The following is a 15937-nucleotide window of genomic DNA, read 5'->3' as shown; positions in this document are numbered from 1 at the left end:
TTTATTCAATTATACTCAAATCTTGTATTATTTAATATCCTTTTCTTATGCTACTGAACTGCAAAAACATTACGTAAAATATGTTTAATTTACATTAGACTATCCATTATTATTTATCAACGAACACAAAAAATAATACCTTCAATCCTTCTTAAATCAAAGTAGTCTTTCATAAAATGGACTATATGATATAAATAACTCCCCTACTACTTTATCAAGAATGGTTCGCCCTTTTCATCAAATGCATTCTTAAAATTAAACGCAAAAGGCGATGGTCCATTTTGTATGAAATAATCGTAACGCTTAAAAGCTTCTGCCCAAGATACATCATTCAAATTCTCAGACCACCACACAACATATGGTTGATGTTTATCTTGATAAGACTCCATCCATTTGTTTCGATCTTTTAACGCTTGCATATGATTACCCGAATATGTAAATTTGAATAAAGATTGAAGACTGCTCCACACCGTTAGTGTAATGGCAGGCTCTCCCTCACCTTTTTTGATTTCTTCAGGGATTGTGACCCCGATTGGAGAAAAGTCCTCTATGAGTTGTCCTGATTTAATTGCCTGACGAAATACATCATTGCCTACTCGATAAAAATCACGAGAGGCTGGGTGGTCATACGGGTGTTTAAGTCTTCCTACAGTATAAATTGAAACAATTGCCATAAACAGACCTCCTTAATGTTTTATTAATGTATATTCAATAAGAATGTTTAAACATAACAAATATTTTTAAGAGAAACATAAAAAACTAACCATGCAGATCAAAGCCTTTGTTATAAATTGAGAATGCGTTAGTTGATTACAACTCCAGGTTGTGCTCCCTTTCCGTGGGGCGAAAGTTGAGCCTCATCGGCACGCCTGCGGGGTCTCGCACCTTCCGTTGTAATCAACTTCTGTCTTTAAAATAAAAAAATCTTTTAGTAAAGAAACCAAAAAAGACCACCGAAGTAGTCTACTTAGTTCAACTTTTTTACTTATTATGACTATACTTTTTAGACAAAATAATTATGAATAAAACACATATAAAACCAAGAATAGTAATGATATCTTCAAACCCAAACACTTTATTTTTACAGACAATATTTGTGATGATTATGATAATAAATATTAATATTACTATTAAATGTCTGTTCTTAATTAATTGATTAAGAAGCCTATTATCAGAGTTATTTTTATTCATTTCATCGCTCCAGAAATGAATTCTAGTGGACCATAAAAAGGATTTTTTTCTTCAGCGTTGTATGGTATATATTCAATTGTTTTCACTTGATACATTTTATCTCGATGTTCATATACAATTATTATATCTCCAATAAACATTGCTGGTGTGATTTGGCCAGCTACTCTTACCATCAGACGTTTGTTAATTACTTCATAATCAATTATCCCCCCAAAACCTATATCTTCAAAAAGATGTGATGGTTCAATCGATTTCGTATCAACAGTGGTTACTTTATCTCCGATCTTAACTTCGGCTTTTTCAGTGGTTAACTTTGTTTTAACATTTTTATAAATGATAGCGATTGGATTATCAACAAGTTCGTCTATCAATCCGTTGGTATATCTGTAAACATATACCTCTTCGTCTAATACACCTGTACCATAGCCTTTGGTTAAAGTAATGATTAACTCTTTCATTGAGTCTTTGTTAATATCTTCGTAGAAAATTTTGGGTGCATAAGTAGGATTTGTTACATTCATCCAGAAAGGTCTAAAGTATGTTTCACCTTTAAAATATATTTTAAATTCCTTATACATGCCCCCACCTTTTTTAGCATACAAGGTTATATTTTCCTTGTCTAAACTTGATACTTTTACGTAATCATCAGTTAGGGCTTTTGCTGATTGGGGAATAATTAAAAGAACAACTAACATTAACCAAATAAATCGTATCATAGAAAACACCTCATTTTAGTGTTCCCTTTACTGATTACTTATTCATATTTCTAGTTGGTATTAAAACATATCTTTCATAGATTGCTATTTTATCATTTATTTGATCATGAATTTTTCAATTACTATGTTCTACCTCTACAAAAAAAAAAGAGACTACTTAAGTAGTAGTCTATCTTAGTTAAATTCACTCTCTTTATTTCAATAAAGTACTTACTAAATTACCAAAGTTTTTTATATCTCTTAAATAATCATATCCATCAGGATTTCCTCTCTTATTGTACATTCTTACTGCTACAGCATTATATTCGGGCATTACTAAGCATGCACAACCAGAAGCCCCTAAAATTTGGTAGGATTTTGGTGGAACATCTTCCCCCAGTTCACTTTCAATATATTGATTTTCGTTCTTGAACCAAAAAAATCCATTTTGGTGTGTATTAATCATTTCTTTTGGAGTATGAGTTGTTGTTGTTAATTCAAATAATTTTTTGGGTAAGATCTGCTTACCATTTAAATTACCTTTGTTGAGATGTAAATAGCCCCAATGTGCAAGTTCCCTTGCACTGACATATAAATTTCTTTCGAATCCAGTTGGATCATCTAATCTAACTTTAGGATTTTCAAATGACTCAAAAATATCTGCTACAAGATTATTATTATTTGTGATTTCCCAGCCAGACTCAGTAAATCCTAATGGTTCAAATACATATTCTCTAATAATTTGATTTACATCCTTACCTGAAACTCTCTTAATTATACTATATAATAAAACAAGGCCAGCATCATTATATTCCCAAATGGTTCCTGGGGCAGCAACTTTCACAAATTTGTCTTTCTCAAATCTTAATCCATGACTATGAGTTACCAAATGACGTAATGTAATCCCATTACAAATAACCTCATCTATTTCTTCTAAATAATTTCTTACTTCATCATCTAGATTAAGAATTTTCTTATCATTTATAAGAATAGCAACTGCCAATCCTATATAACTTTTACGAGCAGAATATATATTAAATCGAGAAGCTTCTACGATTTCACGACTTGTAAGAGGACATAAACCAAAATACCATTCTCCTATTACCTTATTTTCTTGTATCACATATACTGCACTAGCTGAAGCTTTAATTTTGTATTTTATATCTTCAACATACTTATACAAAGGGTTTAATCTTTCTGTTTTATCTATTTGTAAATTTTGTTGTATTTTATTAGTTGATTGATTTGTAATCATATTTCACTCTCTCCTTTGCTCAAATCCATATTCTACTTATGAGAATCAAAATCCTTTAAAATATGTTAATACGAATAAAAAAAGAAAAAGAGCAAATCAAAGGGATCTGCTCTTTTCATTTTATGCTCCATCGTTAATGAAGCTATATTGTGCCATGTATAGTTTATAGTAGTGGCCTTTTAATTGTAGTAATTGTTCGTGAGTACCACTTTCTTCAACATTTCCATTACCAATTACCATGATTTTGTCGCAATCACGAATTGTCGATAGTCGGTGTGCAATGACAAATGAAGTTCTTCCTTCTAATAATGTTTCAATACCATTTTGTACAAGCTTTTCTGTATGTGTATCAATATTAGATGTTGCTTCATCTAGAATTAAAATTCGCGGATTGGCAAGTAGTGCTCTTGCAAATGAAATTAATTGTCTTTGACCTAAAGAAAGTCTTGAACCTCGTTCATTTACGTCTGTATCATAACCATTTTCCATTTTCATAATGAAGTCGTGGGCATGAACAGCTTTTGCTGCAGCAATAACTTCTTCATCTGTTGCATCTAATTTACCATATCTGATATTTTCCATGATTGATGTAGAAAATAAGAATGTATCTTGAAGCATGATTCCCATTTGACTTCTATATGACTCTAAATCTACATTTTTAATATTTTTTCCATCTACTAATATCTCACCATTTGTTGGATCGTAGAAAACGACTTAGTAAGGAAACAATCGTTGTTTTACCAGCACCAGTTGCTCCAACTAGGGCGATTTTTTCACCAGGATTGATTGTGAAATTAACATTTCGTAAGACTGTTGAATTTTCATCATATCCGAATGTGACGTTATTAAATCTAACTTCTCCATTAATATGGCCAATTGGTTGTGCATTTTCTTGACTTATGATATCAGGATCAATATCCATAATATCAAAAATACGATCGGCCGCAGAAAAGTTTGAAATTAAAGTATTATAGAAGTTTGATAAGTTCATAATTGGACGCCAAAACATTCCGATGTACATTGAAAAGGCAATTAACGTACCTACTTCAATTTCTTTGCTCATTACTAGTTTGTAACCAACGTAGAATACAACTACTGTTCCTACTCCCCAAGAAAGTTCAACTAAAGGCCAGAAAAAGTCATTTAGTTTAACTGCTTTCATGAATGCTCCCATTAGTTCAGAAACTTTTTCCTTAAAATCTTTTTCTTTATCCTTTTCTTTTGCAAATGACTGAACAACTTTGATTCCTGAAAAATCTTCATGAATAAAAGCGATTAGATTTGATCGTTTTTTACGATATACATCCCATCTCTTCCTAGCACGAGTTTCAATGTAGAACATTGCTGCTGCAAGAAAAGGAAGAATTAAAACAGACGCTAAAGCTAACTTCACATTTAAAATAAACATCACAACCGTAACGCAGACTAAACTTAATAATTCTGGAATTAAAGTCTGGATACTTTGGTTAAATAAGTTTTGAAGTGCGTTAACATCACCCATTACACGAGCTAAAATTTTACCAACTGGGCGATTATCAAAAAATGTAAATGATAGTTTTTGAATATGTGTGTATAGTTCATGACGAATATTCACCAAGATGTTGTTTGTAACAGAACTTATCATTGTCCATCGAATTCTTGATGACATCATTGCTAAGTAATTTAATACAAGTAAAACGCCGCCGATCACCATAAGACCTTTTACATCATTATTTTTGATATTCGTATCAATTGCTACTTTCAATAAGTACGGGTTTAAGATACCAACGATCATTACAAATAACATTAAACATATAACAATAAAGGTTTTAAATTTATAAGGTTGTAAATAAGTTCCAAGTCTGAGAATAATCTCGACTTTACTACGATTCAGTTGGTCTTCATCACGATTAATAGTATTCTGTGCCATTAGACCACCCCGCTTTCTACTGTTTCAAAATCTTTAAACTGCTCCTCATATACTTCATAATATTTTCCTTTAAGAGCAAGTAATTCTTTATGATTTCCTTTTTCAATAATTTCTCCATTTTCAACAAACAAAATAATATCAGCATTTTTAACTGCCGAAATACGGTGTGCAATAATAAATGTTGTACTATGAGAAAAACGTTTATTTAAGTTGTGTAATAATTCATATTCTGTTTCCATATCTAATGCAGAAGTTGCATCATCAAGTACTAGAATCGGTGCTTTACGTAATAGAGCACGTGCAATTGAAATCCTTTGTTTTTGTCCACCTGATAATCCGATTCCACGCTCTCCAATTTCTGTACTAAATCCTTCTTCAAGCTCTTCAATGAAATCTAAACAGCATGCAATACGGCAAGCTTCTCGAATTTCATCCATTGTTGCTTCAGGATTTCCTAGTTTAATATTGTTTTCAATCGTGTCAGAGAATAAAAATGTATCTTGTGATACTAGTGACATATTTGTACGAAGGCTAGTTAAGTTAAAATCTTTCACATTAACCCCGTCTACTAATAATTCTCCCTCTGCCACATCATAAGAACGTCCAATTAAGTGTAGGATTGATGACTTACCCGCTCCTGTTGTACCCATAATCGCTACTTTACTTCCACTTGGAATATATAGATTAATATTTTTTAAGACCATTTCATCATTATATTTAAAACTAACATTTTTATACTCCACTGAACCGTCAACAAGACTTGGTGTATAAGCGTCAGGTTTATTTTTAATTTCTGTTTTACGATCTAAAATTTCAAAAATCTTCTTAGCAGATGCTTGGTTTTTAGAAAGAATATCTGTCAACCAACCTAGCATTCTCATTGGCCAAATTAAGTTCCAAATATAACCACTAAATGCAACTAACTCACCAAGTGTCATCGTATCTTGAAGTACGAAATATCCTCCAACAATGATCATAGCAACTAATGCAATATTTGTTAAAAACTCAATTGAAGGAAAGTATTTACGCATTGTTTTCGCTTGAGCCATATTTAAATCATAGTAACCACGATTCATTTTTAAAAATTTCAATGTTTCATGTTTTTCTCGTGCAAAGGCTTTTACTAATCTTACCCCAGCGATATTTTGTTGAGCAGTTGTATTAATTTCAGCAGTATGGTCACTAATCTTACCGTATCCTGCATTTAATAATCGATTTAACCTTGTACCCATATATCCGATTGGAATCATAATTGCTAAACAAATCAGAGCTAATCTCCAATCAATAATAAATAAAATAATTGTACTAGCAACAAAATAGATGATGTTTTCTACGAATAATCGCAAACCAAAACCTATTGTTTGCCAAATATTCTCTACATCTTCACCGATTCTCGAAAGTAATTCACCTGTATTCATAGAATCAAAGTATTTAAACTCGAAGCTTTGAATATGTTGGAACATTTCGTTCTTAATATCTTCATGAACTTTTGCGCCAACTAAATCATATAAATATTCTTTTACATATCCAAGAACTGACTTGATTAATGTAATCGCTAAAATTCCACCAATGATTGGAAGAATCACCGATCCGTCTTTTTTAATAATTCCATCATCTACCAATACCATTTGTAAGTATGGGATTAAGTGGTCTACCCCAATTACTAGTAGCATTGATAAAGATCCAATAAATAATGATAATTTGTGTCTATAAACATATTTTAAAATTCGTAACACTCTTGTACCTCCTTTGTATCAATCAACCTATTCTCTACGCAACCCTCCACAATTTTGACAAAAAAAGCCATGGGAATATTTTCCATACCCCATGGCCATAAAAAATCTTCTGTACCAAAATAAACATTAGCTTATTTTAGGCACAAAAAAGCCATGGGGAATATAAACCCATGGCTAGATTGTCACTAAATAATTCGTTTTAACGTGGTCCGTCCTGCGCAGAGATAGGGTTCATGTTCATTATTAACTTGTAGTGTTTTTTAGCTTTAATTGTTACAATCATCATTTCAACCTACCTCCTTTTTTATTTGATAATAACATCATATACGACTAACAAAATAAATGTCAAACAATTTTTAATTTATTTACAATTTTATTTTATAGACAATCGCTTCATATGGTCTAAGGTTAATTGAGTCGAGCTGTAGGCCAGATTCTTCATAGTTACTTAGTAAAATTGTTGCATCTTCATATTGTTCTGTATAATGGAAGCTTGTTTTATTACTTGTAAAGTTAGCTACGATCAACAGTTTTTCATCTTCTAACTCACGTGTATAAGCAAATACATTTTCATCATCCGCTGCTAACATGTCAAATGAACCGTAAACAATGACTGGAAGTTGTTTTCTTAGTTCGATTAGCTTGCGGTAATGGTGAAAAATAGAGGATTGGTCTTTGATCGATTCTGACACATTAATTTCTTTATAATTAGGATTCAATGAAAGCCACGGTGTTCCGCTCGTAAAACCGCCATGCTCACTTTCGCTCCATTGCATTGGCGTACGTGCATTATCTCTTCCTTTAGTATAAATAGATTCCATTATTTCTTCATGAGAATATCCTTTTGAAATACGATCATGATACATATTACGAGTTTCAATATCATCATAATCAGTTATTTTATCAAATCGAACATTTGTCATACCAATTTCTTCACCCTGATAAATATAAGGTGTACCTTGCATTAAGTGAAGGATTGTTGCTAGCATCTTCGCACTTTCTTTTCGGTACTCCTGATCATTTCCCCATCTAGAAACGATACGAGGTAAATCATGGTTATTCCAAAATAAGCTATTCCAAGCTTTGCCATCTAACTGTGTTTGCCATTTATTGAATACAGCTTTTAAATCAAGTAGATTTAGTGGTTTTAAATCCCACTTTTCTTTCCCTTCTTGTTGATCTAAACTAATATGCTCAAATTGAAAGACCATACTTAATTCATTACGTTCTGGATCAGAATATAATTTTGCAATTTCCGGAGTTGCACCCCAAGTTTCTCCAACAGTTAAAACATCATGATTTCCAAACGTTTTTGAGTTCATTTCTTGTAAATATTGATGTAGTTTAGGACCATTCCCGGTAATCTCTTGATCTGGTAGCTTTCCGATTAAATCAATAACGTCCATGCGGAAACCACCAATGCCTTTATCTAACCAAAAATTCATCATATTATATACTTCTTCATGAACCTTCGGATTTTCCCAATTTAAATCAGGCTGTCTCTTACTAAATAAGTGAAGAAAATATTGACCAGTCTCTTCATCAAATTCCCAGGCACTACCACTAAAAACTGATTGTAGACCATTTGGTTCTGCATTTTGAACAGGATCTCGCCAAACATAATAATCGCGATAAGGATTATCTTTACTTTTTCGAGATTCAATAAACCATGGATGCTCATCGGAAGTGTGGTTGACCACTAAATCCATTACAATTTTAATTCCTTTATCATTTGCTTCAGAAATTAGTAGGTCCATATCTTCCATCGTTCCGAATTCTTCCATAATGTCACAATAATCACTAATGTCATAGCCATTATCATCATTAGGTGATTTATATACTGGACTCAACCATATAACATCTATTCCTAATAATTTTAAGTAATCAAGCTTTTCAATAATACCGTTTAAGTCGCCTATCCCATCTTGATTACTATCCATAAAACTTCTTGGATATATTTGATAAACGACGCTATTATGCCACCATTTTTTCTCCATTACATTAGCTCCTTACCTGATCTTGTCTCGAATTCTAAATGACCTTCGATGCGTAATTCTCTATTTGTTTCCATGTAAAAAGACCGTGATTTTATTCCAGCTAGGTTTAAAATCTCCTTTACTTTCTAGCTTAACGTTTACATTTTCATGATTAAAATCTACATTTACATGTAATTCAAAGCGTTCACCTGTTTGATAATTCATTGTAAGTCCATCGTCTTCGTAAATGATTGTTTTTACATTTCCAGTTTCTTGAGAATACAAATGTAAGTAAAGTTCATCATCTTTTTGATTCGCTTTTTTCTTTTTATTTGTTAAAGGAATAATACTTCCTGCTTTCAAAAATAATGGTATTTTATCTAGTGGCGCATCAATTAAACTATCTTTTCCACCTTCAAATACTTGATCAGTCCAGTAATCGTACCAAATACCCTCTGGTAAATAAACCGAACGAGATCTCGCTGAGCGTGTAACAATCGGAGCAACTAATAGATTTTCTCCTACTAAATATTCATCATTCATGTCAAATGTACGTTGATCTGTTGGATATTCAAGTACTAATGGACGCATAACTGGTAAACCTGTTTTTTCTGCTTCAATAAATTGTTGATATAGATACGGCATCCATTCGTAACGCATTTGAATATAATCTCTATTTATATCTGTAAATTTCTCTTCGAAAACCCAAGGTTCTTGTCGATCCATACCAATTGAACAATGATTTCTAAAGTACGGTAAAAATGTCCCCATTTGAATCCAACGAGTCAACAACTCTGCTTCTGTATCATTCATAAATCCGCCCACATCTGGGCCTGAGAATGTAACACCAGATAATCCAAGATTTAAGCACATTGGAATCGTCATCGCTAAATGCTCCCAAAAACTACGATTATCACCTGTCCAAACAGCTGCATATTTTTGAATGCCTGCATATCCTGCTCTAGTTAGTACAAATGGACGTTCATTTGTTAATTTTTGAATGCCGATTGAAGTAGCTTTACTCATCTCATAACCATATAAATTGTGATATTCTTTATGACTAATTGGATTTCCATCATTGTCATGAACAGCATCTAAATCCATCGTTTTTGATTCATTGAATATGGCTGGCTCATTCATGTCATTCCAAATTCCTTTTATACCTAGCTTTGTATAAAACTCGTGTAATTCTCCCCACCAGTCTTTTACTTTTTGCTGACTAAAGTCTGGTAAAGCACTTTTCCCTGGCCATACATCACCAATATAAAGTGATTTATCTGGCATTTTAGTGAATGCATCTTTTACGACGCCATCTATGAAAACATCATATTGTCCAGCAACTTTCACGCCTGGATCTACGATTGGAACAATATGAATTCCTTTTTCAAGTAATTGAGGAAGATATGTCTCATAATTTGGGAAACGTTCTTTATCAAACGTAAATACTCTGTATCCGTCCATATATAAGATGTCTAAGAAAACTGCATCTACTGGAATTTCTAGCTCCTCAAAAGAATCAACAATATACTTTAATTCCTCTTCATTTTGATAGCTATGTCTTGATTGATGATATCCAAGTGCCCATTTAGGTGGAAGATATGGACGTCCAGTTATAAAGGTATGTTGTTCAAGTACTTCTTTCATCGATGGTCCAGTGTAGATAAACAGATCAATGATGCCTGTTTCAGTTTCTAATTTGTGCTCTTCCTTGCGATTTTTAAAATCAAAAATGGTACGGCCTGTATTATTTAAAAAACAACCAAAAGAATAATTCGGTGTAAATGATAAGTAAGTAGGAATTGATTCATACAACTCGCTAATATCTGGTGTATGAGGTGCAAAAACATCCGTATTCCACATTGATAAACGCTCACCTTTTTTATTTAACCAACCACTTTTCTCTCCAAGTCCGTAAATAAATTCATTTTCTTGGGCTCCGATTAGAGAAATCGTACCTTCTTCAGTCAAATAAAAACCATTACTGTAAACTTCGCCTTTAGCAGTTTTAATAATAAATTTACAATTTTGTTTATGTAGAAAAAATTCTACTTCTGTTGTTTGCATTAAAACATGTTCTTCAGTTTCTCTGATTGTAAACTCAGAGCCTTCATATGTTTCGATTGAGCTATTATGGTGCGTGAAATTTTCACTTGTATGGTTAACAGTTAGTCTTACGATATCAGGTCTTGGAAACTCTACTGTGATATTTCCTTTGTTAACAGTAAACACACATGTATTTTTTTCTTTTGAGTAGGTTGTAATCTGTTGAATTTGTAGTACATCAATTAATTGACTTGCTTCTGAAAATAATTCAGGTTTAACTGAAAAACTAGAATTTTCAAGCATAATTCCATCTCCTTTACCCTTAACTTGCAAACGGTTTCACTTTTTAGTTCCCACAGAGCAACCGTATGCACAATTTGGTTTAATTTATATATTGATTACCCATCTTATGAAACAATAGGTAACCGGTTACATATCTTATTTTAACAAGTTACATTCGATTTGCAACCCTTATTAAATATTTATTGTTGATTCACGTTCAATTAATTCTACTGGTAAAATTGTTCGACTAGGAACCTCTTCTCCATTCATTAATTGTAATAGTTTAGAAATGGCATGTTCAGCCTGTTGCGAAATCGGTTGTTTTATCGTTGTGATTGAAGGAAAAGTCATTTCTGCAAAAGCTAAATCATCATATCCAATAATTTGAAAATCTGTAGGAATCTTTACTCCGTTTTCTTGGCAAACTCTTATTGCTGCCAATGCTAATGGATCTACGGTAAATAATCCTTCAAGCTTCTTATGTGATGCCAAATAATTTCTAACTAATTCTAAATCAGAATGTTTTTGTCCGTTGATATCTTTCTTATATTCTGGTTGTTCTGCAATTACTTCTAATCCAAACTCATCACAATACTTTTTAAAAGATTCATACCTAATGGTTGTTACATTTTGTTTATCATTCATTAGCCCAAAATACCCAACTTTTCTACAACCAGATTGATATAATTTTTCTGCTGCAAGTTTTCCTCCAAGCTCATTATCACTTGTTATGAGTGGTATCGTATCATCTAAATAACGATCAATCGAAACGACTGGAAGTTGTAGACTCTTATATTTTTCAACGGGTAATGTGTGACTAGCTAGTATAATGCCATCTATTTGATGATTTTTAAGCATTTCTAAATACTCTTTTTCTCTTTCAGAAGAATAATCCGTATTGCAAAGCATTATGCGAAATCCTATTTTACTTGCGAAGTATTCAATATAATTAACTAATTCAGCAAAAAAGTAAATTCGTATATTAGGAATGATGACACCAATTGTTTTTGTCTGTCTTTTAAATAATGCACGAGCAACTTCATTTGGCTGATAATTCAATTCATGAATTGCTTGTTTAATTTTCTCCTTCGTAACATCACTAATATATCCTTTGTTATTTAAATATCTGGAAATAGATGCAACGCTCACACCTGCAAGTTTTGCTACATCTTTAATAGTTGCTCTCAAATTTTAATCCCCTTCAATTCATGTTCATAGTTAAGTTATACAAATAATTGATTCTTATTTCAACATTTTTAAAGTTTTATTTACATATCAACAAGGAATGAATCAATTATAAGAAATAACATCTTTATATTTAGTACTGTTACATAATTTTACTATTTCCCTCTATCTTTTTTCTCATTTTCAAAGTTTCACTATATAGGACAAGCCATACGTACATAAGATATTAAGGTTACTTATTTATTATTTTGTTGGGGGGAAAAAATTGTTTAAGCGCGTTTTTTTGTTTAGTTTGATTATTTTATGTTTTTTATGTTCCAACTTTGTTCAGGCATTTGCCGAAGAAAAACAAGTTTCTCAGTTGATTATTATCAATAAGGCGATTAATAGACTAGCATTTTATGAAAATGGTAAGCTAGTAAAAGAATTTAAAGTTGCTACTGGGAGGAGCCAAGATTTAACTCCTGAAGGCAAGTTTAAAATAGTGAACAAAATTGTAAACAGGCCTTATTATAAAGAGAATATTCCTGGTGGTGACCCACGTAATCCATTAGGAAATCGCTGGTTAGGATTAAACGCAAGAGGGACATGGGGTACAACCTATGCGATCCATGGAAATAGTAACCCAGCTTCAATTGGGACTTATGCAAGCAGTGGATGCGTCAGAATGTATGATGAAGAAGTCGAGTGGTTGTTTGATCACGTACAAAAAAATACGACTGTTTTCATTACGTCATCTAATAAATCCTTTAATGACATAGCGGTGGCTAATCAACTATTTAATGATGATTCAGGAAGTATCGTTGTCACAAAACCGAATGATATCCCAACTAGTTTAAAACTTGGTAGTGTTGGAAGTGAGGTTGAATGGCTTCAAGAAACTCTTACAAAACTTGGTTATTCCACTAATGGGATTGATGGCTATTTTGCAGAAGGAACGGATTTTGCAGTTCGAGTATTCCAACAAAATCATGAATTAAATGTCGATGGCGTAGTTGGAGCTGGGACGAAACAATTACTGTTAGATTTGCTAAAAGAAAATAAACGTGATGATGCGCTCTCTGCTTATTTTTTTACATTTACCTTGAAGAAGATCAATGCAAATGGTGTTCTAAGAAATGACAATGATTTAAACGGCGTTCAGCGTCTGACTTATTAATATTTTACTAGTATGAAATATAGCGAAAAGACATTATGCAATAGCATACATTGTCTTTTTTTTGTAATGATAACTCATAATTTTTTAGCCACAAAAAAAGCTGTTTGAGAATATCCTCTAAACAGCTTTGACTCTATTTACTTTGTAACATATAAATACAATAATTTCATTGTATTTTCCATTGCTTGATAATGTGTACGTTCCATACCATGAGAGGCATGCACACCAGGACCAATTAATGCGCCCCTTATATCTTGACCCCCACGAAGTGCTGCAACTGTATCTGATCCATACATTGGATAAATATCAACAGCATAATTTAAGTCATTTTGTTTTGCTAAATTGACTAAATCAGTTGTCATATTATAATCATATGGGCCGCCTGAATCTTTCGCACAGATTGAAACGTCATACTCTGTACAACTTAAATCATCTCCGATACATCCCATATCAACAGAAATTAACTCTGTTATATCAGAAGGAATATACGATGAGCCATGTCCTACCTCTTCATAAGTAGAAATAAATAATTTTGTCGTATAAGTTGGAACAATATTTTCTCTTTTAAACAGTTCTAATAAGCCTAATAAACAAGCAACACTTGCCTTATCGTCAATAAAACGAGATTTAATAAATCCACTTTCCGTAATCGTTGTTTTTGGATCGAAGAATATAAAATCACCAGGTCCAATGCCTAAATTGACCACATCTTCTTTATTTTTTACACATTCATCTATTCTAACTTCCATATTTTCAGGGTCGCGTTTTTTTGTTTTACTATCTTCAAACACATGAATTGATGGACTTGTTGATAAAAACGTTCCGCTGTAAATTTTGCCATCACGAGTCCTTATTTGACAATACTCGCCATCTAACGTTGGAACAATTGGACCACCAATTACAGTAAATTTCAACGTACCTTTTGCAGTTACAGAGCGAACCATAGCACCTAATGTATCAACATGAGCAGATAAACCAACTACTTGATCATTGCTTTTACCTGGAATTGTAATAACTCCACAGCCTTTGTTCGTTGTCTCAAACTGATAACCTAAACTTTTTGTCCAAGACTGAATTAACTCCATAATTTCAAAACAAAATCCGCTAGGACTATTAAACTCAAGTAATTGTTTAGCAGTATTAAGAACAAACTCCTTATTAATTCTGATATCCATATCCAATCCCCTTGTTTCTAAAGTTAATTAAAATCAACACCAATGAATTTATCATACATTTATTTAGTTTTTATATCAATTTACATATGAAGGAATGATACAAAAAATTTGATTATTGATGATGTAACGCTTCTATTGCTTTATGTTCTAGTTCTTTTTTAACATATATATCGTACTGTGTATTGTCAAAATATCGCCCTACTCTTAGATTCATAGGTATTTTTGTTTTATAGGCAATTCCCTTTTGTTTTAATTGTCCGATGATTTTAAAATAGTTTTGATAACCATAAGCGGTATAGATACATTTCCAATTTCTATTCAACAATATTTGCATGGTCGAAATCACCCCTACAAACAAGATTAAGCACGATACTCCAATCCACATAGTAACACCTCCGACTCTTATTAACATTTTAAAGGAAGTCTCTTGAATAAAATGTCAGAATCCGCTTAGATTCAGGCTTCAATTTTTTATTTTGATTCGTATAAATAATTTTAACTTTACTCCTTTTTTAATAAAAGATACTAAAACGTACGTAAAGAATTATGTACTACTAATCTTTTAAACAATTATAAAAACTACACGTCAAATTTTACTCAGAACAGCATAATCATGCTATAGTAGGGATAATAAAGGGGGAGTTATTTTTTTATGCAAGTAGGAAAATCGTTAATTACAACACACGTACTACCAAGGTTCTTTTTTGCCTTATTAATCTCATTTATTGGTACAGGTTTAGGTGGATTCTTTATTCCACCAGGTATAGCAATGGCAATTGGATTTATTCCTCTAATTGTTTTAATTGCACTACTTCTAAAGTCCATTTTTGGTAGTGGAAAGAAACGACGTAAAGGCTTAAGTGCCTACGGAATGGTATTACCTATGTGGCTTGTTTACCTGTTTACCTTGTTAATGGGTATCAGTATTTATCCAGTTATCGATTACTATGTTGATTCAATGGGTGCTATGATGGTCATCGTTGCATTTGGTATTACATCTGCATTATTTGGTGGCCTGTTCTTATACACATACTTCACAAAGAAAGACTTTACTTTCTTAGGAGGTATTCTATTTTTCTCACTACTAGCTTTAATTCTAGTGAGCATCGTAGGAATGTTCATTGGATCTGATTTATTTTACCTTGTACTAGCTTGGGTCGGAGTTGTAATCTTCTCTGGTTACATTCTATATGATGTTTCTCGTATGAAAAAAGATACATTTACTGAGAAAGATGTTCCTGCGGCGGTATTTGACCTATATTTAAACTTTATTAATTTATTCTTAGACATTTTACGCATTTTGAATGCGTTTAAGAAATAATCATGCTATA

13 protein-coding genes are annotated in these 15937 nt (G+C 32.3%); 2 read left to right on the top strand and 11 right to left on the bottom strand.

What is annotated here, in order from left to right; translation table 11 throughout:
* Window positions 1–206: 206 nt before the first annotated feature.
* From ABID96_RS07865 to ABID96_RS07825, 9 genes are all read right to left on the bottom strand, one after another.
* Entirely contained in the window at window positions 207–674 is a 468-nt protein-coding gene (locus ABID96_RS07865; protein ID WP_192601527.1) for a DUF3291 domain-containing protein, read from the bottom strand.
* Between the two features lie 513 nt (window positions 675–1187).
* The gene (locus ABID96_RS07860) at window positions 1188–1907 is read right to left on the bottom strand and encodes a hypothetical protein (protein ID WP_192601526.1); all 720 of its coding nucleotides are present in this window, start codon (window positions 1905–1907) and stop codon (window positions 1188–1190) included.
* Between the two features lie 193 nt (window positions 1908–2100).
* On the bottom strand, window positions 2101–3141 hold the full coding sequence (locus ABID96_RS07855) for a serine hydrolase domain-containing protein (RefSeq protein WP_192601525.1): 1041 nt from the start codon (window positions 3139–3141) through the stop codon (window positions 2101–2103).
* Between the two features lie 120 nt (window positions 3142–3261).
* Window positions 3262–3804, bottom strand: a complete 543-nt coding sequence (locus ABID96_RS07850) for an ABC transporter ATP-binding protein (protein WP_377897044.1) — start codon at window positions 3802–3804, stop codon at window positions 3262–3264.
* 22 nt (window positions 3805–3826) lie between these two features.
* Window positions 3827–5050, bottom strand: coding sequence for an ABC transporter ATP-binding protein (locus ABID96_RS07845; protein ID WP_377896798.1), 1224 nt, complete (start codon window positions 5048–5050; stop codon window positions 3827–3829).
* The gene (locus ABID96_RS07840) at window positions 5050–6786 is read right to left on the bottom strand and encodes an ABC transporter ATP-binding protein (protein ID WP_192601523.1); all 1737 of its coding nucleotides are present in this window, start codon (window positions 6784–6786) and stop codon (window positions 5050–5052) included. The genes ABID96_RS07845 and ABID96_RS07840 overlap by 1 nt, the downstream gene beginning before the upstream one ends.
* Before the next feature lie 365 nt (window positions 6787–7151).
* Window positions 7152–8783 carry a glycoside hydrolase family 13 protein gene (locus tag ABID96_RS07835; RefSeq protein ID WP_192601522.1) on the bottom strand — a complete coding sequence of 544 codons (1632 nt, stop codon included), beginning with the start codon at window positions 8781–8783 and terminating at the stop codon, window positions 7152–7154.
* A 60-nt stretch (window positions 8784–8843) separates the two neighbouring features.
* Window positions 8844–11108, bottom strand: a complete 2265-nt coding sequence (locus ABID96_RS07830) for a glycoside hydrolase family 31 protein (protein WP_377896797.1) — start codon at window positions 11106–11108, stop codon at window positions 8844–8846.
* A gap of 171 nt (window positions 11109–11279) precedes the next feature.
* Window positions 11280–12275 (bottom strand): LacI family DNA-binding transcriptional regulator, encoded by a 996-nt coding sequence (locus ABID96_RS07825; protein ID WP_087998427.1) that lies wholly within the window; start codon window positions 12273–12275, stop codon window positions 11280–11282.
* Between the two features lie 262 nt (window positions 12276–12537).
* Here ABID96_RS07825 and ABID96_RS07820 point away from each other — a divergent pair, with 262 nt between their 5' ends.
* Window positions 12538–13431, top strand: coding sequence for a L,D-transpeptidase family protein (locus tag ABID96_RS07820; RefSeq protein ID WP_192601520.1), 894 nt, complete (start codon window positions 12538–12540; stop codon window positions 13429–13431).
* 137 nt (window positions 13432–13568) lie between these two features.
* Here the strand turns inward: ABID96_RS07820 and ABID96_RS07815 are convergent, their stop codons facing one another.
* Both ABID96_RS07815 and ABID96_RS07810 read right to left on the bottom strand, forming a co-directional pair.
* The gene (locus tag ABID96_RS07815; RefSeq protein ID WP_192601519.1) at window positions 13569–14606 is read right to left on the bottom strand and encodes a M42 family metallopeptidase; all 1038 of its coding nucleotides are present in this window, start codon (window positions 14604–14606) and stop codon (window positions 13569–13571) included.
* 112 nt (window positions 14607–14718) lie between these two features.
* Window positions 14719–14991: a hypothetical protein gene (locus ABID96_RS07810; protein WP_192601518.1), complete on the bottom strand. Its 273-nt coding sequence runs from the start codon at window positions 14989–14991 to the stop codon at window positions 14719–14721.
* Between the two features lie 267 nt (window positions 14992–15258).
* Between ABID96_RS07810 and ABID96_RS07805 the strand changes: the two genes are divergently transcribed.
* Entirely contained in the window at window positions 15259–15927 is a 669-nt protein-coding gene (locus tag ABID96_RS07805; RefSeq protein WP_087998431.1) for a Bax inhibitor-1/YccA family protein, read from the top strand.
* Window positions 15928–15937 lie beyond the last annotated feature (10 nt).

The sequence above is a fragment of the Gottfriedia sp. OAE603 genome, from assembly GCF_040543965.1.
GTDB lineage: Bacteria > Bacillota > Bacilli > Bacillales > Bacillaceae_G > Gottfriedia > Gottfriedia solisilvae.
The sequence above is the reverse complement of the archived record's forward strand: the minus strand, read 5'-3'. Positions and strand labels throughout refer to the sequence as shown.

What these genes read in the sequence shown, in the direction of transcription:
- ABID96_RS07865 (WP_192601527.1), bottom strand. Translation starts at nt 674, where the DNA reads ATGGCAATTGTTTCAATTTATACTGTAGGAAGACTTAAACACCCGTAT.
- ABID96_RS07860 (WP_192601526.1), bottom strand. Translation starts at nt 1,907, where the DNA reads ATGATACGATTTATTTGGTTAATGTTAGTTGTTCTTTTAATTATTCCC.
- ABID96_RS07855 (WP_192601525.1), bottom strand. Translation starts at nt 3,141, where the DNA reads ATGATTACAAATCAATCAACTAATAAAATACAACAAAATTTACAAATA.
- ABID96_RS07845 (WP_377896798.1), bottom strand. Translation starts at nt 5,050, where the DNA reads ATGGCACAGAATACTATTAATCGTGATGAAGACCAACTGAATCGTAGT.
- ABID96_RS07835 (WP_192601522.1), bottom strand. Translation starts at nt 8,783, where the DNA reads ATGGAGAAAAAATGGTGGCATAATAGCGTCGTTTATCAAATATATCCA.
- ABID96_RS07830 (WP_377896797.1), bottom strand. Translation starts at nt 11,108, where the DNA reads ATGCTTGAAAATTCTAGTTTTTCAGTTAAACCTGAATTATTTTCAGAA.
- ABID96_RS07815 (WP_192601519.1), bottom strand. Translation starts at nt 14,606, where the DNA reads ATGGATATCAGAATTAATAAGGAGTTTGTTCTTAATACTGCTAAACAA.
- ABID96_RS07810 (WP_192601518.1), bottom strand. Translation starts at nt 14,991, where the DNA reads ATGTGGATTGGAGTATCGTGCTTAATCTTGTTTGTAGGGGTGATTTCG.
- ABID96_RS07805 (WP_087998431.1), top strand. Translation starts at nt 15,259, where the DNA reads ATGCAAGTAGGAAAATCGTTAATTACAACACACGTACTACCAAGGTTC.